21 protein-coding genes and 5 pseudogenes are annotated in these 22,050 nt (G+C 36.1%); 3 read left to right on the top strand and 23 right to left on the bottom strand.

The annotated features are described in order from the left end of the window. Nucleotides 1-79: 79 nt before the first annotated feature. The 8 genes and pseudogenes from ABH959_RS24580 to ABH959_RS24545 all read right to left on the bottom strand — a co-directional run. A complete protein-coding gene (locus tag ABH959_RS24580) occupies nt 80-1,186 on the bottom strand; it encodes a metallophosphoesterase (RefSeq protein ID WP_242246146.1) in 1,107 nt (368 codons plus the stop codon). 397 nt (nt 1,187-1,583) lie between these two features. After that, a pseudogene (locus ABH959_RS24575) lies at nt 1,584-1,835 on the bottom strand (hypothetical protein); the annotation flags it as partial. Between the two features lie 10 nt (nt 1,836-1,845). Next, nucleotides 1,846-2,694 (bottom strand): hypothetical protein, encoded by an 849-nt coding sequence (locus ABH959_RS24570; RefSeq protein ID WP_404493327.1) that lies wholly within the window; start codon nt 2,692-2,694, stop codon nt 1,846-1,848. A 56-nt stretch (nt 2,695-2,750) separates the two neighbouring features. Continuing rightward, a complete protein-coding gene (locus ABH959_RS24565) occupies nt 2,751-3,680 on the bottom strand; it encodes a hypothetical protein (protein ID WP_404493311.1) in 930 nt (309 codons plus the stop codon). A 110-nt stretch (nt 3,681-3,790) separates the two neighbouring features. Next, a complete protein-coding gene (locus ABH959_RS24560) occupies nt 3,791-4,255 on the bottom strand; it encodes a DUF6882 domain-containing protein (RefSeq protein WP_215584668.1) in 465 nt (154 codons plus the stop codon). A gap of 94 nt (nt 4,256-4,349) precedes the next feature. Next, the gene (locus ABH959_RS24555) at nt 4,350-4,523 is read right to left on the bottom strand and encodes a hypothetical protein (RefSeq protein WP_201066347.1); all 174 of its coding nucleotides are present in this window, start codon (nt 4,521-4,523) and stop codon (nt 4,350-4,352) included. 413 nt (nt 4,524-4,936) lie between these two features. Continuing rightward, nucleotides 4,937-5,275 carry a hypothetical protein gene (locus ABH959_RS24550; protein WP_404493310.1) on the bottom strand — a complete coding sequence of 113 codons (339 nt, stop codon included), beginning with the start codon at nt 5,273-5,275 and terminating at the stop codon, nt 4,937-4,939. A 9-nt stretch (nt 5,276-5,284) separates the two neighbouring features. Next, a pseudogene (locus ABH959_RS24545) lies at nt 5,285-5,578 on the bottom strand (RHS repeat-associated core domain-containing protein); the annotation flags it as partial. Nucleotides 5,579-5,596: 18 nt separating this feature from the next. On the opposite strand from ABH959_RS24545, the pseudogene ABH959_RS24540 reads away from it, so the two are divergent. Then, nucleotides 5,597-5,728: pseudogene (locus tag ABH959_RS24540) on the top strand (IS6 family transposase); the annotation flags it as partial. A gap of 17 nt (nt 5,729-5,745) precedes the next feature. On the opposite strand, the gene ABH959_RS24535 reads toward ABH959_RS24540, so the two are convergent. From ABH959_RS24535 to ABH959_RS24470, 14 genes and pseudogenes are all read right to left on the bottom strand, one after another. Then, a complete protein-coding gene (locus tag ABH959_RS24535) occupies nt 5,746-5,991 on the bottom strand; it encodes a hypothetical protein (protein ID WP_098167239.1) in 246 nt (81 codons plus the stop codon). A 23-nt stretch (nt 5,992-6,014) separates the two neighbouring features. Further along, nucleotides 6,015-6,692, bottom strand: a pseudogene (locus ABH959_RS24530) (RHS repeat-associated core domain-containing protein); the annotation flags it as partial. 178 nt (nt 6,693-6,870) lie between these two features. Further along, on the bottom strand, nt 6,871-7,107 hold the full coding sequence (locus tag ABH959_RS24525) for a hypothetical protein (protein ID WP_404493309.1): 237 nt from the start codon (nt 7,105-7,107) through the stop codon (nt 6,871-6,873). A gap of 94 nt (nt 7,108-7,201) precedes the next feature. Then, a pseudogene (locus ABH959_RS24520) lies at nt 7,202-9,646 on the bottom strand (RHS repeat domain-containing protein); the annotation flags it as partial. Between the two features lie 119 nt (nt 9,647-9,765). Beyond that, nucleotides 9,766-10,839 (bottom strand): sulfate/molybdate ABC transporter ATP-binding protein, encoded by a 1,074-nt coding sequence (locus tag ABH959_RS24515; RefSeq protein WP_002125843.1) that lies wholly within the window; start codon nt 10,837-10,839, stop codon nt 9,766-9,768. Nucleotides 10,840-10,851: 12 nt separating this feature from the next. Next, the gene (gene cysW, locus ABH959_RS24510) at nt 10,852-11,709 is read right to left on the bottom strand and encodes a sulfate ABC transporter permease subunit CysW (protein WP_113936568.1); all 858 of its coding nucleotides are present in this window, start codon (nt 11,707-11,709) and stop codon (nt 10,852-10,854) included. 11 nt (nt 11,710-11,720) lie between these two features. Beyond that, a complete protein-coding gene (gene cysT / locus ABH959_RS24505; RefSeq protein WP_002011198.1) occupies nt 11,721-12,548 on the bottom strand; it encodes a sulfate ABC transporter permease subunit CysT in 828 nt (275 codons plus the stop codon). A 21-nt stretch (nt 12,549-12,569) separates the two neighbouring features. Then, the gene (locus tag ABH959_RS24500; protein ID WP_002166179.1) at nt 12,570-13,625 is read right to left on the bottom strand and encodes a sulfate ABC transporter substrate-binding protein; all 1,056 of its coding nucleotides are present in this window, start codon (nt 13,623-13,625) and stop codon (nt 12,570-12,572) included. A 233-nt stretch (nt 13,626-13,858) separates the two neighbouring features. Continuing rightward, nucleotides 13,859-14,881, bottom strand: a complete 1,023-nt coding sequence (locus tag ABH959_RS24495; RefSeq protein ID WP_404493326.1) for an S-layer homology domain-containing protein — start codon at nt 14,879-14,881, stop codon at nt 13,859-13,861. Between the two features lie 97 nt (nt 14,882-14,978). Next, nucleotides 14,979-15,230 (bottom strand): hypothetical protein, encoded by a 252-nt coding sequence (locus ABH959_RS24490; RefSeq protein WP_002064161.1) that lies wholly within the window; start codon nt 15,228-15,230, stop codon nt 14,979-14,981. A 185-nt stretch (nt 15,231-15,415) separates the two neighbouring features. Continuing rightward, nucleotides 15,416-16,948 carry a fatty acid--CoA ligase family protein gene (locus ABH959_RS24485; protein ID WP_404493308.1) on the bottom strand — a complete coding sequence of 511 codons (1,533 nt, stop codon included), beginning with the start codon at nt 16,946-16,948 and terminating at the stop codon, nt 15,416-15,418. Nucleotides 16,949-17,125: 177 nt separating this feature from the next. Next, the gene (locus tag ABH959_RS24480) at nt 17,126-17,551 is read right to left on the bottom strand and encodes a hypothetical protein (protein ID WP_404493325.1); all 426 of its coding nucleotides are present in this window, start codon (nt 17,549-17,551) and stop codon (nt 17,126-17,128) included. Between the two features lie 217 nt (nt 17,552-17,768). Continuing rightward, entirely contained in the window at nt 17,769-18,758 is a 990-nt protein-coding gene (gene lplA / locus ABH959_RS24475; RefSeq protein ID WP_002134871.1) for a lipoate--protein ligase, read from the bottom strand. Nucleotides 18,759-18,767: 9 nt separating this feature from the next. Further along, the gene (locus ABH959_RS24470) at nt 18,768-19,502 is read right to left on the bottom strand and encodes an MBL fold metallo-hydrolase (protein ID WP_404493307.1); all 735 of its coding nucleotides are present in this window, start codon (nt 19,500-19,502) and stop codon (nt 18,768-18,770) included. Between the two features lie 203 nt (nt 19,503-19,705). Here ABH959_RS24470 and yhfH point away from each other — a divergent pair, with 203 nt between their 5' ends. Next, nucleotides 19,706-19,834, top strand: coding sequence for a protein YhfH (gene yhfH, locus ABH959_RS24465; RefSeq protein ID WP_000567010.1), 129 nt, complete (start codon nt 19,706-19,708; stop codon nt 19,832-19,834). A 39-nt stretch (nt 19,835-19,873) separates the two neighbouring features. On the opposite strand, the gene ABH959_RS24460 is transcribed toward yhfH, so the two are convergent. Beyond that, complete coding sequence (locus ABH959_RS24460; RefSeq protein ID WP_002087115.1) at nt 19,874-20,887, bottom strand: LacI family DNA-binding transcriptional regulator; 1,014 nt, start codon at nt 20,885-20,887, stop codon at nt 19,874-19,876. Between the two features lie 194 nt (nt 20,888-21,081). Between ABH959_RS24460 and ABH959_RS24455 the strand changes: the two genes are divergently transcribed. Next, nucleotides 21,082-22,023, top strand: a complete 942-nt coding sequence (locus ABH959_RS24455; RefSeq protein WP_404493306.1) for a helix-turn-helix transcriptional regulator — start codon at nt 21,082-21,084, stop codon at nt 22,021-22,023. The last annotated feature ends 27 nt before the right edge of the window (nt 22,024-22,050 follow it).

Genomic DNA, 22,050 nt, shown 5'->3' with positions numbered 1-22,050 from the left:
GTTTTTATTGAGCGCTCCTTATATGGAGCCTTTTTTCATTTTTAAAAATAGAGAGCACTCAGCTCTCTATTTCATAATCCTATTCAAATGTAACTTCAACCTGCACGATCTCAGATCTACTTCCCAGTCTAAGCGGTGGTCCCCAGAATCCAAATCCAGAAGAAACAATTGCGTGGAATGCACCTTTTTGTACATATCCCCAGTCTAGCTCGTACATTCTTCTCGTCACAATATGATTCGGCGCCATTTGTCCGCGGTGCGTGTGACCGGATAATAGTAAATCGACGCCGGCATCCGCTGCCTGCTTTAATTCAAATGGCTGGTGATCCATTGCGATAACAGGAAGCGATTTATCTATCGTACTCATTAGATTTTCAAAGCTTTGACGATCACGCTCTGTTTTATCCCTTCTTCCAACGAGATAAAAATGATCTTCAATTGTAATGACTTCATCTAAAAGAATACGAATATCAATCTTATCCATCTCTTGTAAAAACTCAGGAACAGCTCGGCCGTAATATTCATGGTTTCCTAACACACCATATACGCCTAATGGAGCTTTCATCTGTTTCATGATTGGACCCATATTTTTTTGAATGAACACACCTGGATGATCATCTATAATATCACCAGGCAGTAAAATAATATCTGGTTTCATTTCATTTACATGATGGACAAGTCTCTTTAAATGAGATACACCAGACAGTTTACCGAAATGCATATCAGAAGCCATCGCAATGCGTAAACTTTTACGACCTTCTACCTTTTTCGGTATATGTACATCATACTTTCTTACAACCGGGCTATACGCATTAAATACTCCATACGCAAAGATAAAGATGAACACGAGTAAAACGACCGTTCCTGTCCAAATAATTGCCGTCTCTTTCTCCACTGAAAACTGCAGTAGGAAGACTGCAATATCGGCTAACGGCAATAACATAAGCGCGTATTGTATTACCGCAAACCAAATTGAACCGACCGTTCGCAGGAAAGGAAGGAATTTAAACACTTGTACGAGAATATACGCATATGAAATGAAGCCAACTACGAAAGCGTAATATCCCCAAGATTCCCAGCCGAACACCGCATGAAGCCAAACCCATCCGTTCCAGCCGATGTAAAACATGAGTAGTGTGTATACAATTAAAATAGTGAATATATTGAGATAACGAAAATTTTTCACTGCTAGCCTCCTTATTGATTTCTTCTATTATAACTTGTTATGCACGTTTAACGGAAATAGTAAGCATTCCAAACGGACTGGAATAAGACTGCTTTATTTAACCCTTTGTTTCACGAAATTAATCGATATTTTTTAGTTGTTTTTCTAATGACCATCTAGCTGGTTTTTCTGCACTATTAAACCAAATTGCACCTTTTTCCAACCATTTTTTTCTATACTCAATAAACGTATATCCTTGATCATAATCATCATAACCAAATTGAAAGCCGCAACATGAACAAATCTCATATGATGGATCATCATCTTCATCATATGGGGGATCTAATAATTCGTTAAAACCACAAATTAAACATATATAATTCATATCATTATTATTCATCTTATCACCCTTAAAATTAGATAATAAATTATCTAACTCACGTTCAAATTCTTGTATTTCATTGACAACTTGTTCAGCGTTTAATTCACTAATAACTTTGATTGGATTAGGTTTCTCATTAATTAAAAGGTCTACTAATGAAGCAATTTTCTTCCCGCTAATAATCTCAAATTCTTTTATGGACGGACATAACATTAAAAACTTTTATCTAGTAGCTTTTCCCTCTACCTTTTCTCTTAACGTTGCAATTTTCTTTAAACGCTCATTCACATTTATCACCTCATACATTCAGTAACTCAACATAATACAGCGTATCATCCGTCTGAAAATACATAACAGATCCGCGGCTATAATAATTAACAAATTGAACTGGCTCTCCTAGTTCATTACAAAGATTACTATCATACACATGATTATTGTTTAAATCATAAACAACCAACTTTTTATCTTGAGTAATAAATACTACTTTATCTTGAGCAACCGCAAAACTTTTCGACCATATTTCCATCGTTACATTTATTTCATTCCACAACATATGAAAATTTTTATCTTTCATTTGAACTAAAGGAAATTCTGAATAATAATAGAGCCAAACGTCTCCATCTATAACGTTCATTGCATAACAATCATCTATAGGAGGTACATTAAACCTTTCTACATATTGATCATAATTATTAAAAATCAAGTGACCTGTAGAGTCAAAAGCAACTATCCCGTTTGCTCCAATCGAGGACTCTCCAAAAACTCCTTCATCACAATAACTAATCCATATATCTTCGTTCACATCAACCTGACAATCTTGAATCCCTTCTCCGGCATAAAACTTACAATGTTCACTTCCGTCCGCATTATAAATAACCGCATTATCATCTTCATAATTAAATATAAGTAACCATTTCTCTCCGATTCGTTGCATACATCGCACAGATTCAACATCAATATCTACGTTTAAATTGAATTTACTTATATTCACATTATTTTTATCCAAATAAATAATACAAGGTTGATTCGTATTATCTTGCACTAGTAAAATCACATTTTGTTTATAATCCAAACTCACTTTTTTTAACTGATAAGCTTCAACAATATCCTTAAAACTTATTAACTCTTTACATACAATATCTTTCATATAGATGAAAATCCTCTCATTGATTCTAAACATAAAAATAAGCGTCAAACTTCTATTTATTCTCCCTCTTCTAAAATCCCATATTGCACCCAACAAAATATTCGTTTCCCTTTAACAGCATATATTGTTTGATCCCTTGAAAAAATATACTCAAATTGAATAGGATTTCCATCGCTATCTACTGTTAACAGAGTTGCTAATTTTTTATTTACAAGTGAATATGCATGTATTTGATTGTTATCTACACCAAAGATAATATTATTTTGTACTTTTAAATATAGTGATGTATGATTCAATGTTGTTTCATACAAAATAACTTGTTCGCATCGTTCTTTATTAATCTGTGTGAATGAATACGTTCCTTGCTCGTTATAGTAAGACATTAAAATATCACCTGTCTTCTGTATATGTATTGCTGTACAATCACAGACAGATCTCTTTATTGAATTATTAAATTCATTAGTAATTAAATCGCCATTCTTAGAAAAAATAGCTAATCCGCTCTTTTCAAATTTATTAATATCATATATATTTTCCCAATCTATCGAATCAAACTCTTCATCTGAAATAAACAATTCCTCTACAGAAGTAAATATACCTTCTTCACTATACCCAACCAATAAATGTTCTTCTTCATCAACTTGAAAATACTTTATTCCATTTCCTAAGTAATATGAAGCAACGATGTTTCCTTTTTTATCAAAAATTGTAGCCGTTGTATCTTCCTTTTTCTCAACGAAACTTTTAACCAAAATCCAATTTTCTCCTAAAGGTTGAATGAAGTTAAAATATTGATTATTTTCTATAGTATATTGTTTCAAAACGCCAGATTTCAACGATTGTATAATTTTATAATAATAAATGTCTGTAACCTTTTTATCCAATACTAAAATTATAATATCTTGTTTATTTCCCGTTGCAATACAGAGAATTTCCCCTTCTACACATGAAAAATCCATCCGCTTATTAAATACTAGTTTTTTCATAACTAACAGACCTCCAAAGAATTGATAATACTCTAATTCAGTCGGAATGCTCTCACTTCCACCAGATAATAGGAAGAACTTACCTTATCTATATTTTTAGTAGGCTCTACTTACAATGCATCAGGTAACATAACAGCCATAAACAAATCACTTCTCTCACCTGGTGCTATATATATTCCTTCTGCATCTAAATATTCAATGGAAAAGGCTGCTAGCTCATGCGCCATTTCTTGATCGCATTCAAAAAGTGAATTTATAAAAACCTCACTTCCTGTAATCTTTTGTAAATCTTTCAAACAGTTAGACTTACTTCTTGCATAATCAGCCACATTCTCATTAGCCCAAGACCACATCCAACTGTTACTCTTTCCAGACCAAGAACCTATAAAAACAACACTAAATTCAAGTAACACTTGACCATTATTTTTAAACTGTAATATACATTGATCTTGATCATACCAATACTCATCAAAGTTATAGATATTATAATCCGAAATGAATTTTTGCTGTTTACTTTCTAATTTGTCATAACACATAACAAGATAATTCTCGAATTGTTCATCCGTCATTGCCAATTATCACACGCTCCTTTACTGCAAGATTCCCAAGTAATATTGATTTGTTTAAAGGAAACTTTACCTTTTATAAGTTTTATATCCTTTGTATACTCTATATCCACCTATTATTGTAATAGGAATAAACTGCGCAAAATGACCACCCGGATTCACCGATAAGAACACCCCATGCATCATATTCATACGCTGCTACAACTTCTTTATTTTGATCTGTCATCGCAATGACATCACACTGTTCCATATATAAAGAAAGAAGAGTCCCTATCAACTCTCCTTCTTCGAATGAACACCCAACAGTATATCTTTAACCCATTAACTACTTTTTATCTCTCTTTATTTGGTTGTCCAGTACAGCATAAAACTTCTGTCTATTTTTCTCATTCCTTATTATTAGTTTAACTCTAATCGTGCTTTGTAAATATGAACGTACTTTGTAATTGGTAAAAAACAACTTCCTATATTTAGTATCATTATATATTTGCTGAAACCATTCATAATTTTGAAGACATTTTATATTTCTATCAATTTTTCTAGTGTTTAAACCTGAATCTAATCCACTAGATTCTAAAATCCCACTAATTAATCCTAATAAAAAACTAAACATTCATTAGTCTATGGCTTCAAATATAATATGTTAGCCATTAATCCTCCTTGAACATTTTATATACCTTATATGATTTTCTAGCGTCTTTTCTTATTATTAAAAATCATTTTCTTAGTTGCTTTTGTACTTCTATCCCCTCTAATTTGCTTTTCGTATTTTCCGCCCGGAACTACATTCTTCATTGCTTTCCCCCATGCCTTATGAGCAGCCTGTCCCTTTTTAAAAGGTAGACCTGGCATTTTGTTATATGCTTTTCTTGCTACATTAAGGGCTCTATAAGAACCACCGCCTACACCACCGATAGCACCAAGTGCTGCTCCACCAGCTACTGCCCCAGCCAGTTTCCAACCTCTAGCTCCGCTTTTTTTAGCAGAATAATAACTTGATACACCACCAAAAGCAGCACCAGCTGCCATCCATGCCTAATGTCCGTCCGGATCCACCATCATCACTGGATTATTATCCGCATAAGTATACCCATTCATCGTAATCGGATCATCTTCATCACCCGGATCAGGATCCACCGATAAGAACACACCATGCTCTGGATTATAGTATCTCGCAATCAAGTAATACATCCCAATTTCTTTATCGTACATGTATCCCGCATATCCAAATGGATTGTCTGCTGCTTGATTCGTTTCAGATACTTCTGTGTTAGCTGCTTTATACGCAATAGTCGATTCACGACCTTCATTATCTATTTCTTTAATAATCCCATTATCCTTATTATATACAAACCCACGGGATTTCAAAGTATTCGTCATGCTTCACGTACCTTGAAAGGCATTGAAACGATTCATGCTATATACAAACAAAAGAGAAGTCACATTCCAGACTTCTCTTTTTCAACGTACAAGGAATTATAAGATTTATTCAGAACCAATTATTCTCTATCTTCCTTTGCTAACTCATACGTATATGCTAATACAAATCCCAAACCTAAACTAATAGCTACTATTAATTGAAAGAAAAATGAAATATCATTTAGAATACTTGTAGTTATTGCCAAAATCCCGCTAACAAATAACATGCCAGCAATCAAAGCTGAAAGGTAATGCCTTTCTCTCAGCAATGTATACATTAAATATATGGAAATTCCTATTCCCAAAACCATCTTAAAAATATACATACATTCGACCCCATACTTATATTTTACCTTCTTTTTTTATTACTTTTTTTATTGTGTTTCTTATCATATTCTTTATATCCCGATTTGAACCCTTGATAAAATGTGTAACCGTCAGGAATAAAGCCTATAAACCCTAAAGTTTTTAATCCTAATTTCGTTCCAGCTTTTCGCATTCCCTGTTTTAACTGTTTTTTATTGAATGAAGGTGTATTTGCAAGCTTATAGTTTCTTGCCCCTAAACGATACCCAGCGCCAAATGAAGTAACATGTGGGATAAATGTAGCTGGATTTCCAACATAAGATTTCCAAACAGCCTTCCCCCCAGATTTTGTTGCATACCAAATCTGTTTCCCTTTACTTTTCCATGCTTTATGCCCATCTGGATCCACATTCATTACTGGATTGTTATCCGCATACGTATACCCATTCTGCGTCACAGGATCATCACTATCACCCGGATCTGGATCCACCGATAAGAACACACCATGCTCCGGATTATAGTAACGAGCAATCAAATAATACGTGCCAATTTCTTTATCATACATGTATCCCGCATATCCAAATGGATTCTCTGTCGCGATACCTTTTGTATCACTCTTTAATACGTTACCCCACGAATCATATTCATACGTTGCTACAACTTCTCTATTTTGATCTGTCATCGCAACTATATCACCACGAGAGTTATAATGGTAATATAAGTGTACGTCGAAAAGGCGAAGTCTCTTTGAAGACTCCGCCTTTTCACTTTATAATAGATTTAAGCAATTACTAGCTAAATTTTAAATATTGTTCCCTATATATCTACTTATTGATACCTTTTCCAACTTTGCAACAAAACCCACATATAATCCCACTTTTCCAATCCATAGATTGTATTTAAACAAAACTGCCCGTAAACAATAAATACAATATTATCAAACCTAGTCCAACTGCAGATATTTTAAATAAATAGTAACTTATAGTTAGTAGGGTGGGAAATACACCCGTTACACTGAAAAATGCCATAAACATACGATTGTCTTTATAACTATCTTTATCTATTTTAAATCCTAACCAAATAAAGAAAATACTTATTGAAAAAATAAATACATCCAACATAAAATCTATTATCATCAATTAGCTCCTTTGTATATATTACATTTTCTAATGTTTCAAATTATTCAGTCGCATTTGAAATAGATTATCATCTTATTACAACTATAAAAACCTACCTTTTTCTTTTCTTAGAAATTTGCTTTTTCTTAGGTTTACTTTTTTTCTTCGAACTATTTTCATAATAAGTTGTTGCAAAATTTAATCCTATATAACCTTTATTTCCAGTCATCGAATATGCAAGGTCTCTTCCTAAACCTTTTCCACTATAGTCTCTACTAGAATTTGCTACTGCATATCCAGCCACCCCTGTATGTAGACTCAGGAACGCTTTACTTTTTCTTCCTAAGGTGGCAGCTTTCGCTAAACGACCACCCGTTCCGCCAATAACGCCACCAACAAAACCTCGAGCTGTTGTTTTGGCAAATGCCCATTTATTTATACCTTTTAAAGATTTGTTCTTTTTATAATGTGAAATAAGATACGATCCTCCATTTACAACAGCACCAACACCTCCCGAAACAAGCCACCAAGCCGCATGCCCATCCGGGTCCACCATCATCACCGGATTATTATCACCATAAGTATACCCATTCATTGTAATCGGATCATCTTCATCACCCGGATCAGGATCCACCGATAAGAACACACCATGCTCTGGATTATAATAACGAGCAATCAAGTAATACATACCAATTTCTTTATCATACATGTATCCCGCATATCCGAACGGATTGTCTGCTGCGATACCTTTCGTATCACTCTTTAATACGTTACCCCACGAATCATATTCATACGTTGCTACAACTTCTTTATCCTGGTTTGTCATCGCAACGACATCACCACGTGGGTTGTAGTGGTAGTATAACGTTTGTCCTTTTGATTTCATTGCTAGGCGTACGCCACTTGTAGAGTATACATATTGACGAAGTACATTTCCACTTCCATCTGTCTCGTACAACGGATTAATGCTATCTCCATCATAGAAGTAACGTGTTACTTGACCATTTACATTCTTTTCAATACGGCGATTATCCTCATCATACTTATAGGTTGCGAATGCATTGCTCTCACCTTGTTTCGTGATCGCAATAATTTGGTCATCTTCATTCCATGTATACTTGTACTTCCCATCTGATGTACGATTGCCATTTGCATCATACGTTAACGATTCGTTTACGAATTTTACAAGCTGATTTCCTTCATTAAACGTTGCCGCTACAGATTTTGTTTCTTTTCCATTCTCTACAACTTTCACACTCGTACGATTTCCAAATCCATCATATGTATACGATTTACTTGTTCCGTTTGGTAACGTCTCTTGTAATAATTGGTGAATCGGGTCATATACAAAGTTGGTTTCTGTTACTTTTCCGCCCGCACCTTCATATTTAATCTTCGTACGGTTACCTGCTTGATCATATTCATATCGTTCAGATAGAAGAATACTGTTTGATGTAACCTTCGTTAATAGATTATCTTTGTTGTAATCATATAGTTTGGTATTTCCTTTTTCATCTGTTTCGCTCTTTTTATTTCCTGATGCATCGTATGTGAAGGTGTTTTTCTGACCTTCTTCATCATACGTGGCAACAACATCTCCATCGTTATCGTACTCGTTTTTGATAAGAGCATTTCCTTCTAGTAAACGAATATCATCAAACCAGACTTTTCCTTTATTATTGTTTCTAAATAACAGATATACTTGAATCTGCTTAATTGGTTTCTTAGCTGGAATGACAACCGCACTACGGTTCCAATCATTTGTCCCACTTGGGAATTTTGCTTGATAATTTTCACCGCTACCATCTTGATAATGTACATCTGCCCAAACAGAGTAGTCTCTAGATAATTTATCTGACGCATCATTTTCTACATTTTCAGATTTAGACATTCCTGTTAACGTGATTGGTTCTGCTTTTTTCTGATTTAAATTTACATGATTGCCATATCCTACATTTGAACCGCCATATTGGCTACGCTCTAATACAATAGACGAATCTCCTGTAAAACTTTCCTGATGAGAAACATCTTTCGGATCACAACTTGTTCCGTCTCCTCGAATCCATCCAGGAATACATCCTTGTTCAGTTACATTCTCTACACTACTATTTGTAATAGGATTGAAACTAGAAGAAACTTCTCCTTTTTCAAGCTGTAATTTATCAAACCATACGGAACCACTTGTAGAAGAACCACCATTTTCTACTTGTAAATAGATTTTTACTTTTCTTGTTTGTTCTGTCGTTTTAAAAGTAACTTGACGATTGACCCAGTCACGCGTCCCTTGCACTTTATTATGACGAGTATCGTGCCAACCACCATCTATACCGGCACCATGTTCATTTAGTGACTGTACATTGAAGAAATCTGCACCATTGGATAAATCCGTTTTCACCATACCACTTAACGTATACGTTGTATTTGGTTCTAACAGCACTTCTTGCGTTGCTGCAATGAAACCCCAATCATTATTCGTTGCTTTTGTTGTAATCTTTAATGACGAATCTCCACCAAGACCACCTGGTGCTGGACTTGTATCTTTTACAATCGCTCCAGTCTCTTTTCTTTATTACCTATTCTCCAATCAGCAGCATCAATTTCCCCCTAAAAATCCTTATCCAAAAAACAAAAAAATGCAGCCCCTATACATACTCATATAGGGACTGCACCTTATTATTAAATAACAAAATCCTCCGGAATAAACACCTTCACTTCTCTCGGATGTACGTATACAAACTCACCCGTTTGAATGCCTAGTTGTCTAAACTGTTCTTTACTAATTTCTGCTTCTAGATACTCATCTGTTCCGTCGCGCTTCAATTCTACATATACGACAGGGCCAACTGCATGTGAGTATGTTACTTTCGCCGGGATGGCATCTATACTTTGTTTCGTACGATCGATTGATAAGTGATGTGGTCTTACGTATCCCACTCCGTCTACGTTTGAAACGTGCTTATGCTCTGGTGCTTCTAATTCCACCGATCCTACATTTAGTTTACCTTTATGAACGCGGCCGTGAAATAAATTCACGTTTCCTAAAAAGTCATATACGAACGGACTTGCCGGTTTTTCATATACTTCTTCCGGCGTTCCCATTTGTTCAATGCGTCCTTCATTCATTACAACGATGCGGTCCGCAACGTCTAACGCTTCTTCTTGGTCATGCGTTACGAATACGCTCGTAATTTGAAATTCGTCATGTAGTTTCCGGAGCCATCTTCGCAATTCTTTCCGCACTTTTGCATCAAGTGCACCAAACGGTTCATCTAGCAATAAAATTTTCGGTTCGACTGCAAGCGCCCGGGCTAGTGCGATACGTTGGCGTTGTCCGCCAGATAATTGCGCTGGATAACGTTTTGCGAAACCATCCATTTTTACTAGTTTCAATAGTTCTGTTACTTTTTCTTTTATTACTTCAGCTGAAGGTCGTAAGTTTTTCTTTCTTACTTTTAAACCGAAAGCGACATTTTCAAATACATTCATATGTTTAAAAAGTGCATAGTGCTGGAAGACGAAACCGACTTGCCTGTTTTTCACGTGAATATCAGTTAAATCTTCTCCATCAAATGAAATCGAACCTCCATCTGCTTCTTCTAGGCCTGCAATAATTCGTAATAACGTCGTCTTCCCAGAACCTGATGGGCCTAATAAAGCGACCAGTTCACCTTTTGGAATATCCAAATGAATGTCTGTCAGCGCTTGAAATGTACCATATTGTTTTGATACATTTTGAATTTGAATACTCACCGCACTCACTCCTTATTGTCGTTTTTCCATTCTCCACTCAATCCAGTTTTTTATAACGAGCGTAAAAACTGCGATGAGTGACATTAAAGTCGCCACAGCGAACGCTGCTGAAAATTGATATTCATTGTACAAAATTTCAATATGAAGCGGCATCGTATTTGTCATGCCGCGCACGTGACCAGACACAACGGAGACTGCTCCGAATTCACCAATGGCCCGGGCGTTACATAAAATCATGCCGTATAATAGACCCCATTTTATATTTGGCAATGTGACGCGCCAAAACATTTTCCATCCACTTGCGCCAAGTGATAGAGCCGCTTCTTCTTCACTTTTCCCTTGCGCCTGCATAACCGGGATTAATTCACGCGCAACGAATGGAAACGTAACAAAGATCGTCGCAATGATAATGCCAGGAACAGAGAAGATGAGCTTTATCCCGTGTTCCATTAACCATCCGCCAAAAGCAGCACGAGGTGTGAAAAGTAAAACGAATACTAATCCTGCAATGACTGGTGATACAGCAAACGGCAGTTCAATAAGAGATAATAATAGTTGCTTTCCTTTAAACTGAAACTTCGTAATAAGCCAAGCTGCTGCAATTCCGAATATCGTATTCAGCGGCACAACAATTAATGCAACGAGAAGTGTTAACCTGATTGCCAAAAATGCTTCTTGATCTGTTACAGCGGCAATATATACATCAATTCCTCGTTCGAACGCTTTCATAAAAATTGTCACGAGCGGCAGTAATAGAAAGAGAGATAAAAATAAAATTGTTATCGTAATGAATAGAATTGGTACAAATTTAGATTCTTTTTTAACTGATACGCTTTTTACTATTTTCTTTTCTAATAATGTTGGTTCCATTTTCTCCCCTCCTATTCGCTTTTCAATTCATGCCTTCTGCTCCAAGTTTGAATCATATTAATAAATAGTAGGAAAAGGAGAGAAATAATAAGCATCACAGCCGCTACAGCTGTTGCGCCTGCATAATCATATTGTTCGAGTTTTGTCATAATCATAAGCGGTGCGATTTCTGTTTTCATCGGCATATTACCTGCAATGAACACGACAGATCCATATTCCCCTAACGCCCGAGCAAAGGCGAGTGAAAAACCAGCAAGCAAGGCCGGGAATATTTCTGGCAAAATGATTTTCACAAATATTTGGAAGCGTGACGCCCCTAAACTAGAAGCTGCTTCTTCTACTTCTTTATCAATACTTTGTAGTACTGGTTGCACCATTCGCACGACAAATGGTAAGCCAATAAACGTAAGCGCCACAATAATGCCGAGCTGGGTAAAAGCTACTTTTATATGAAACACACTAAATATTTTTCCAATAAATCCATTTTCCGCATAAAGCGTCGTAAGTGTAATACCAGCTACAGCAGTCGGAAGAGCGAATGGTAAATCGATTAGTCCGTCTAATAACCGCTTCCCTGGAAATGTGTAGCGAACGAGTACCCAAGCAATTAATAAACCAAAAATGGCATTTACGATTGCCGCTGCAAGTGAAGTTGTGAAACTTACTTGATACGAATGCAACACGCGCTCACTCGTTATAACCCCAGCAAACTTCTTCCAACCTAGCTGCGAAGTTTGAATAAATACGATAGAAAGTGGTATAAGTACGAATAAACTCATATATAGCATTGTAAATCCAAGAGATAATCCAAACCCTGGTAAGACACGCTTCTTCCTCATATAACGTCACCTCATCCCCCCTTATTTTTTATACATTTGATCGAATACGCCGCCATCATTAAAATGCTTTTCTTGTGCTTTTTTCCATCCTCCAAATAGTTCATCAACTGTAAATAATTGAACTTTCGGAAATTGTGATGCGTACTTTTCTGCTACTTTTTCATTACGAGGGCGATAAAAGTTTTTCGCCGCAATTTCTTGCCCTTTTTCTGAATACAAATATTCAAGATATCCTTCTGCTACTTTTTTCGTTCCCTTTTTATCAACGACTTTGTCTACAACTGCTACTGGCGGCTCGGCAAGTATACTAATCGAAGGTGTTACAATTTCGAATTTATCTTTTCCAAGTTCTTTTTGTGATAATAACGCTTCATTTTCCCAAGCGATTAACACATCACCAATTCCTTTTTCAACGAAAGTCGTCGTTGCCCCGCGTGCTCCTGAATCTAGTACTTCCACGTTTTTATAAATTTGACCGACAAACTCTTTCGCTTTATCTTCACTATTGTTATATTTCTTCAGTGCATATCCCCACGCCCCTAAATAGTTCCACCGTGCTCCCCCAGATGTTTTCGGGTTTGGTGTAATGACAGACACACCTTTTTTCGTTAAATCATCCCAATCTTTAATTCCTTTCGGGTTTCCTTTTCTAACAAGAAATACAATCGTTGATGTATACGGAGTAGAATTATCCGCAAGTCGCTTCTGCCAATCTTCTGCTAGTTGTTTCTTCTTACTAATCGCGTCAATATCATAAGCGAGCGCTAGTGTTACAACGTCTGCTTCTAAGCCGTCAATAACGGAGCGTGCCTGACTTCCAGATCCCCCGTGTGATTGCTTTATATTTACTGTTTGACCATGCTTCTCTTTCCAATACTTCGCAAAGTCTTTATTGAAATCCTGATATAACTCACGCGTTGGATCATATGAAACATTTAAAAGTTCGACTGTCTTCTTATCTGCACTTCCTTCAGAATTGTTAGTGGATGTTGCCGAACCACACCCTGACAAAAGGACAAATGCTGATAATAAAACACCTGTACTTTTCATTAATGCTGTCTTACTCCACTGTTTCATATATAAAGCCCCCTTAGTTTGTACAATAGAAAAAGGCACACAATCTATTCACAAAAGTGAACGTTGTGCGCCTTCAGTTTCTCTGATGAGCTTCTATTGTATTCTGTTTGATTTCTTTCCATTTTAATTCCGTAATTCACATGTGTCAACTTGGAATTTGGAATTATTATATAAGAAACTTCATACAAGCTAAAAATCAGCGGGAATAGAATCCCACTGATTTTAGTTTCGATTTATTTCTTTAACTTATCTGTCTTCGCAATAAATTGAGCTGCTTCTGCGCGGCTTACCGATTTATCTGGAGCCCATCCATTATCTGTTCCAACTGAAATATTTTCTTGGATTAAAATGTTCGCATACTTCGTACCCCAATGATCTTTTAAATCAGCAAATTCTTTTGGTAGTTTAATATTTTCATTTCTTTCTAATTTATATGCATTCACAAGCATAGAAGCCATTGATGCACGGTTAATTAGCCCGCTCGGATTAAAGTTACCCTTCTCATCACCTTTTACAATGCCAGCTTTTTCAACTGCTGCGATGTAAGGTGTAGCCCAATGATTTTGAGCATCGCGGAATGATGGCTTCGCATCTTTATTAATTTCTAACCCTAAAACAGTAGCTAATATTTTTGCTGCTGAACCACGATCGATATTTTCAGCTGGTGCAAATGTACCATCTGGCTTACCGTGTACTGCCTCTTTGTCTACTAAATATTGAACTGACTCTTGTGCCCAAGTCGGTACATCTGAGAACTTAGATTTCTTTTCAATTGCACTCGCATCGATTTCAAACTGCACTTGATATTTATGATCATATTTAATTGCTGGAATTAATATATGCATTTGCATATTATATTTTTTCGAGAACTCATCGATTTCAAATTGAACAACTTTCGTGCCATTATTTGTTTTATCTTCAGAGATCACTTTCACATCATGGAATGTCCCTAATTTATTAGTATCTTCTACTTTAAGATACTGGAAATAGCTACTATCTTGAACTGTTAACGTAACGATTTTTTTATCACCTTGAATTGTTACTTTTGCATTTTTTAAATATGTAGAAGCAACAGATGTTTCATTCGTTTGATCTTTATAAGTTTTTAAAATAACGTCATATGTGCCATCTGCAAGTTTACTAGCTGCCTTCATTTCAATCACATCTGCTTTTGCAATTGGCGCCATAATACCGCTAAATGGAACTGCTAAAGTTGCGGCTATAACGAATGCATTAATATATTTTTTCTTAATCATTATCAATACGACATCTCCCTTTATATGAATATACCCAACATAACTATCATATTGATAATGATTATCAATGTCAAATAAAAAATTAAACGAATACTACCTATTTATTACATAAATATGCTTTCCGGTCATTTTTAAACAATAAATAATGAGCCGTATGCACTTTTCTCTCTAAATAGTCCAATGAATACGTACCCGATGGATCCACTAAATCCCCAATCGCTCCTGAAAGGTGATCAATTACCTTTTGCAATGTTTCTAAGTTCTTCTTTTCATTCTCCATATTCATTTCATCCATAATGTCACAAATAAGATACTGTACTTTCCGTAAGCGTAATTCCTTCTGCTCCACGTATATCTCCTCCTTATTAGTCATATTACGTTTTAAATATATGGGCTTATAGCTTAACCAATTCTAAAAAATAAAGTGAGACTTCAATCAGTAGGAATTTTGTCCATCCAAACTAATCCAGCTTTTACAGGACAAAAAGATATCCATCTCTATACATGTAGTCATAGAGATGGATATCTTTATTTTTACACTTGCAATGCCTTCTCTCTCAGAGCTCTTCGTAACAACTTACCAGTTGTATTCTTCGGCAATTCTGTTAAAAACTCAATGCTCATTGGCACTTTATATTTCGCTAAATGTAACGTGCAGTAATGCATAAGCTCTTCTTCTGTTACGCTCGTTTGCTTCAGAACGACGTAAGCTCGCACTGCTTCTCCTAAGTTTTCATCAGGAACACCGATTACGACAACTTCAGCTACCGAATCGTGAGTGTATAATACTTCCTCCACTTCACGAGGATATACGTTATAACCGCCAACTAAAACAATATCTTTTTTGCGATCGACGATATAGAAGTAACCTTCTTCATCCATTTTCGCTAAGTCTCCTGTATATAGCCAGCCATCTTTAATTGTCGCCGCAGTATCTTCTGGCGCATTATAGTAACCCTTCATAACGTTAGGTCCGCGAACAATTAACTCCCCAACTGCACCAACAGGTACTTCTTCCCCAAGTTCGTTCACAATTTTATTTTCTACGTGCCAAATATTTGTACCAATCGAACCTGGTTTACGAGGACGATCTAATGGATTAAAACAAGTAACTGGTGATGCTTCTGATAAACCGTATCCTTCTGAAACGATAACGTCAAAACGTTTTTCAAAGTTTTGCAGAAGCGCAACAGGCATTGACGCACCACCTGAAATACAAAGACGAAGCGTCTTCACATCTTCTGCGCTTGCTTCTTCGAATAAATATAAATAATTGTACATTGTCGGTACACCAGCAAAAATCGTTGGTTCGTACGTGCGACAAATACGGAATACTTCTTTCGGACTAAATTTCGGTAACATTAAAATAGTCGCCCCGTTCACAATCGGCGCATTGACCGCCACTGTTAAGCAAAATACATGGAACATCGGCAGTGCCGCAACGACGCGATCGTCCGCAGTATATTGTAAATACGACGCCACATCGCTTGCATTACTATATAAATTTTTATGTGTTAACATAGCGCCTTTTGGCTTTCCAGTTGTACCTGAAGTGTATAAAATAACAGCTACATCTTCTTCATCTAGTTCAGGACCTTCGTAAGTTACATCTCCAGTTCCTATACAACTAGTAAACGTTTTCATTTTTTCAGTTTCTGTATGGTTAAAATCTGATGAGGTTTCGCATATGATGATATTTTCAAGTGAAGGAAGTCTTGTTGTAAGAGATTGTATAACAGGTAGAAGGACGTCGAGTACGATGATTGTTTTTACATCTCCATTTTGTAATATGTAATGTATTTCGTCTGCTGTATAAATTGGATTAATCGGAATGACGGTTGCTCCAGCTTTCATCGTTCCGTATAAACCGACTAAAAAATGTGGTGAATTGCCTACAGCTAATGCGACATTGTCCCCTTTTCCAATGCCCATTTTTGCTAAATTGCTAGAAAACCTAGTGACCACTTTGTTTAATTGGTCATACGAGACCGACTGATCCATAAATATGTATGCCGGTTTATCCCCCTTATTTTTTGCCGTTTCAGCCAAAGATTGAACGAGATTCACACAAATCCCACCTTTATAAAATTTAGAATATTTAAAAATTCTAAATTAATTATATTAAAAGAAAATTAAAGTAGCAAGTGATATTCTATTAATCGAATATACATAAACCACTTTCTTCCAGAATACTTTAGTAAGATACGAGAATTATATGTAAAAAAAACAGGTACAAACATATAGTTAAACTATAGCTAAAATCATTTTAGGATAATATGCACTCATCTTCTCTCTAAGTTTTTCAACTTCCTCTTTATTTAAAGCCGTATACTCTCCATACAAATTGAGAGCGTCCGCTCCATTTTCATGCAAGTAGACTGTAACATATAATGTCGGCAATCCTTTATTGTCCTCATCTATCGACAAGACAAGATCTGGCGTTTTACCAATGGTACTAAACGTTTCATTTCTTTTCCATTTCTTATTTTGAAACATAGTTTGTATATCAGCTATCTTTCGTCTGCTATCTGTATGTGTAAAATATATGACATTATCCTTCGCTGGCTTTCCAATAGACAAAGTCGTACGGTTTGAAGAAGTTTCATCGTTACAAGCTGTCATCCCGACGACGAAGCTGATCAATAATATAAAGTGTATTATCCTTTTTATTTCGATCATCCTCCTTTTAGTATATATATTCCTTTATACGGAGCAGATGTCCTGTAAATATACGTTTTACGGTAAGTGAAATTATACCGGCGATTTTTCGAATATATCGAACGTAACTCGAAATATATCAGCGATTTTTAAAATATATCGACTTATCGACAAAACGCAACAATCTACGCAAAAAAGAGGCTGCCTGTTACGGCAGCCTCTCTTATTTTTAGAAGAATAAATGTAAGAAATCTTCTGTTGTAATATTACCGAAATAGCGTACGATATCTACGCCTTCTAAAGCTACAGTGAATGTATCTTTATCAAATTGTACGCCTGTTAGACGCTCTTCAATGTCATGAACATCTAGTGATCCGAAGAAGTCACCGTAAATTTTACATTCTGTTACTGTTCCTTTTTTCACTTCAAGACGAACGTCAACTTGTCCAACTGGGAAGCGGTGTGAATGTTGTAAGTTGAACTTCGGAGATTTTCCGTAGTTCCAATCCCAATTTTGGTAGCGCTCTTCAGAAAGTTTATGGATTTCTTTCCAATCATTTTCTGTTAATTCGTACGTTGGAATTTCTGTTTCACCTTCGAAAATTGTTTCTAGAAGAAGTTGTCTAAACTCTTCTGTCGTCATTTTTTCGTTTAAGAACTCTGTAATGTTCGCAACGCGGCTACGGATTGATTTAATGCCTTTTGATTGAATTTTATCCATTTTCACTTTAAGTGCCGATACAACGTGATCGATTTCAGAGTCAAATAGTAACGTACCGTGACTAAACATACGACCTTTCGTTGAGAACTGCGCGTTACCTGAAATTTTTCTACCTTCAGCTAAAATATCGTTACGACCACTTAGTTCTGCATTTACGCCTAATTTACCAAGCGCTTTCGTTACAGGCTCTGTGAACTTTTTGAAGTTGCTGAAACTATCTCCATCATCTTTCGTAATAAAGCTGAAGTTTAAGTTTCCTAAATCATGATATACTGCGCCTCCGCCTGATAGACGACGAACAACATGAATACCTTGTTCTTTTACGTAATCTGCATTAATTTCTTCTACTGTGTTTTGGTTTTTACCAATGATAATCGAAGGTTTGTTAATGTAGAACAGTAAATATGTTTCGTTAATATCTAAATTCTTCACACAATATTCTTCAATTGCTAAGTTTATTCTAGGATCTGTAATCCCTTTATTATCAATAAATAACATCGTATCACCTCATGAGTTCCAAATGTAGCCACTATGCGCTAGCGTAATATGGCCACTGAAAATTTGTTTTGCTTCTGTTACTAAATCAGATGGGTTGCCTGTATGCGGTAAGTGCGTTAATAAAAGTTCTTTTACATTTGCATCTTTCGCAATACTTGCTACTTCTGTACTATTCATATGCCCTGCTTTTGCAGCCTCTTGATGTGCATACATATTACACTCACAAATGAAAAGATCAGCATCTTTTGTGAACGGAATAAATTCAGGAATATAACTGGAATCAGCGCTGTATACAACAACATCATCGCCAGCTATAATACGCATCGCAAAGCATGTAACAGGATGAACAGTTTTTAAGAATGAAATGGAGAACGGTCCAATTTGAAGTGTTTCTTCTGGATTGTACGCGATTCCTTTCGTATGCGGTTCATGCGTTAAAGAATGGAATCCATTCTCATCAAACGAATGACCGTATATTGGTAACTCCGGTAGTTGTCCTTTTGTCACACTCGTAATTAATCTTGCATATTGCAGCACCCCAATGTCTGCAACATGATCATGATGATAGTGCGACAGTACAACTGCATCTATATGAGATGGTGTTATATATTTTTGAAGCTGTGCTAGTACACCACTACCACAGTCGACAAGTAAACGAAAACCATCGTGTTCAAACAAATACCCCGACGTTGCTTCTCCCGCTTCTGGAAAGCCGCCCCAAAAGCCGACAACAGTCATCTTCATATGTATCCATCCTTTCTAAAACCGCGTAGGAATGCCGTTTTTTTCCGTACTTGAGAAAGTTTTTTACTTACATCCTACATTGTTAACTATAATCCATTTCCTAAACTTTTTCATTAATTTTCACTTTTGTTATAAAACAGTTGTTGACTTTTGTTTTTTGTACTAATACAATGATAGTAAGAAATGGAAATGGAGGGATTGACATGATCGATCAACCAATGGAGTTTTTCCGAAATTTACCGACGAAAACTTGTGCTCATTGCGGGAAGGAAATTGATGAGCAGCACGAAGCATACCATAACAAATGTGACGATTGCGTTCACGAAGAATAGTAGTTTGTAAACATAAAAAAACCTAGCAGACATAGTCTACTAGGCTAATAACATCGTATCTTTCATCGTTGAACCTTTCACCAAGAGCTCCAGTTCAAACTCATACAATTCTTTTTGTCGATAATTTTTCGTATGGATTTTATCCATCATCAGGTCGACAACTTTTCGAGCCATCTCGTCGATTGGTTGTTCAATTGTCGTAATACCTGGCTCTGTAATCTGCGCTAAAATTTGATTATCAAAACCGATCACAGCGAGATCTTCTGGAATACTCCAACCATGGCGTTTCGCCTCTGAGATAATTCCAGCTGCAACCTCGTCGCCTCCTGCCAAAATCGCGGTAGGATTTTTTTTGTCCTTTAATACTTCATTGAATATTCGTTTTCCATCATCCCAAGAGAAAGCGTTTTCAAGAAAATCGATCGCTTCCACTTCTCTACTCTTTTCAGTAATAGCGCGTAAAAAGCCCATTTTTCGCTGTTGGCTCACTACTTTCGTTTCGTTACCACGGCAAAATATCAGATTACGATATCCTTGTTCTAATACATGATTGGCAGCTATGTATGCACCCTGTGCATGATCGAACTTCACTGTTGGAACATTTGCTTCCTCAATATATTCATTACATAACACGATTGGACCGTGTTGCAAGTATGGCTCCACATTCTCCCATGGATTTTCTAGTGAACATAGAATAATCCCATCTACTTGTTTCGTAGATAATAATTGTAAATACTCCATCTCTTTTTCCGGTAAATATCTTGTTTGACAAATAATCAGTTTATATTTATGTTCAGAAGCAGCAATCTCGATTGCTTCAATAAATCTACTAAAAAAAGGATTTGTAATCCTTGGAACAAGCACCGCAATTGTTTCTGTTTTTTGTTTACGAAGCCTTCTCGCCGCAGAATTAGGAACGAAGCCTAAATGCTTCATTGCTAATTGAACCCTTTTCTTCTTCTCATCTGAAACATATGGATGATTATTGATCACCCTAGAAACCGTTGTCCTTGATAACCCCGCTAATTTCGCCACGTCCTCGATAGTCGACACGAAATTTCCCCCTTTGCATGAAAACGTTTTCTTATCCTGATTATATAGTATATTATTGGAAACTGCAATATAGGTTCTTATGATTTTACTATATTAATATTATACATAGGGAAAAGTCTGTTAATGGCAGGGAATTACACACTACTTTTAGAATTTCACAATAAGAATATTTATAAAATAAAGGATGATATTTCATGAATCGGACGGATCGTTTATTAGCTATATTAATTGAATTACAAAGAAAACAAACTGTCACAGCACAAAGCTTAGCTGAAAAATTCGAGATAAGTATACGCACTATTTATCGAGATATGGACGCACTCAGCGAATCCGGTGTTCCCATTTTTTCAATGCCTGGTCACGGCTATTCATTAATGGATGGTTATTTCTTACCACCCATTCAGCTTACGCCAGAAGAGGCCGTTACTCTTTTATTGGGCGGTGATTATATTGAGAAAGCTTTCACCTCTTCTTTTTCTGTACATGCGCAATCAGCAAAAGAGAAACTTGAGATAGTCCTCCCTACTGATCAACAAAAGAAAATTGAGGAATTGCGAGGAACTTTCCGTTTCCTTTCTCCTATATTTTCAAACCAGCAAGCCGAGCAAGAAAAACTAGAGAGCCAACTTTTCTTGTTACAAGAAGCTATTCAAAGAGAGCAATCTATCTCTTTTTCGTATCGTAAACCGAGAGAAACTACAAAAACAAAACGCACCGTTCATCCTTACGGTTTAGTCAACATTTCTGGAATTTGGTACATCGTTGCTCATTGTTTACTGCGAAAACAAATACGTAATTTTCGCTTAGACCGTATGGATACATTACAGCAAGAACAAGAATTTTTTACAAAACCGAAGGACTTTTCTTTACAAGACTATCAACCTGAAAACAATCGTACTGTTACGATCCATTTATTATTCCCAGCCCACATTGCACATAAAATTATTGAATCACGATACTTTTTTATAGATTCATACGAGCATAAAGATAATGATTTTCACGTCTTTTTGAAATCAAGAAGCATAGACGAAGTATTTCAATGGGTATTAAGCTGGGGAAGCCAAGTGCAAGTACTAGAGCCAAAAATTCTTTCTGAGAAAATATATGATGAAGTAAAAAAAATGTTAAAACTTTAATTTTTCATTTTACTACTGACATAATGT

Origin of the sequence: Bacillus sp. RC51 (genome assembly GCF_044908115.1) — a bacterium.
Taxonomy (GTDB): Bacteria; Bacillota; Bacilli; order Bacillales; family Bacillaceae_G; genus Bacillus_A; species Bacillus_A mycoides.
Note: the sequence above shows the minus strand (reverse complement) of the source record. Positions and strands in the feature narration are given on the sequence as shown.

Bases quoted from the DNA above. Each gene is read 5' to 3' on its own strand.
- yhfH (WP_000567010.1), top strand. From the start codon at position 19,706: ATGATCGATCAACCAATGGAGTTTTTCCGAAATTTACCGACGAAAACT.
- ABH959_RS24495 (WP_404493326.1), bottom strand. From the start codon at position 14,881: ATGATTAAGAAAAAATATATTAATGCATTCGTTATAGCCGCAACTTTA.
- ABH959_RS24455 (WP_404493306.1), top strand. From the start codon at position 21,082: ATGAATCGGACGGATCGTTTATTAGCTATATTAATTGAATTACAAAGA.
- ABH959_RS24500 (WP_002166179.1), bottom strand. From the start codon at position 13,625: ATGAAACAGTGGAGTAAGACAGCATTAATGAAAAGTACAGGTGTTTTA.
- ABH959_RS24570 (WP_404493327.1), bottom strand. From the start codon at position 2,694: ATGAAAGATATTGTATGTAAAGAGTTAATAAGTTTTAAGGATATTGTT.
- ABH959_RS24525 (WP_404493309.1), bottom strand. From the start codon at position 7,107: ATGATAATAGATTTTATGTTGGATGTATTTATTTTTTCAATAAGTATT.
- cysW (WP_113936568.1), bottom strand. From the start codon at position 11,709: ATGGAACCAACATTATTAGAAAAGAAAATAGTAAAAAGCGTATCAGTT.
- ABH959_RS24535 (WP_098167239.1), bottom strand. From the start codon at position 5,991: ATGTATATTTTTAAGATGGTTTTGGGAATAGGAATTTCCATATATTTA.
- ABH959_RS24470 (WP_404493307.1), bottom strand. From the start codon at position 19,502: ATGAAGATGACTGTTGTCGGCTTTTGGGGCGGCTTTCCAGAAGCGGGA.
- ABH959_RS24565 (WP_404493311.1), bottom strand. From the start codon at position 3,680: ATGAAAAAACTAGTATTTAATAAGCGGATGGATTTTTCATGTGTAGAA.
- cysT (WP_002011198.1), bottom strand. From the start codon at position 12,548: ATGAGGAAGAAGCGTGTCTTACCAGGGTTTGGATTATCTCTTGGATTT.
- lplA (WP_002134871.1), bottom strand. From the start codon at position 18,758: ATGTTATTTATTGATAATAAAGGGATTACAGATCCTAGAATAAACTTA.
- ABH959_RS24550 (WP_404493310.1), bottom strand. From the start codon at position 5,275: ATGGCAGCTGGTGCTGCTTTTGGTGGTGTATCAAGTTATTATTCTGCT.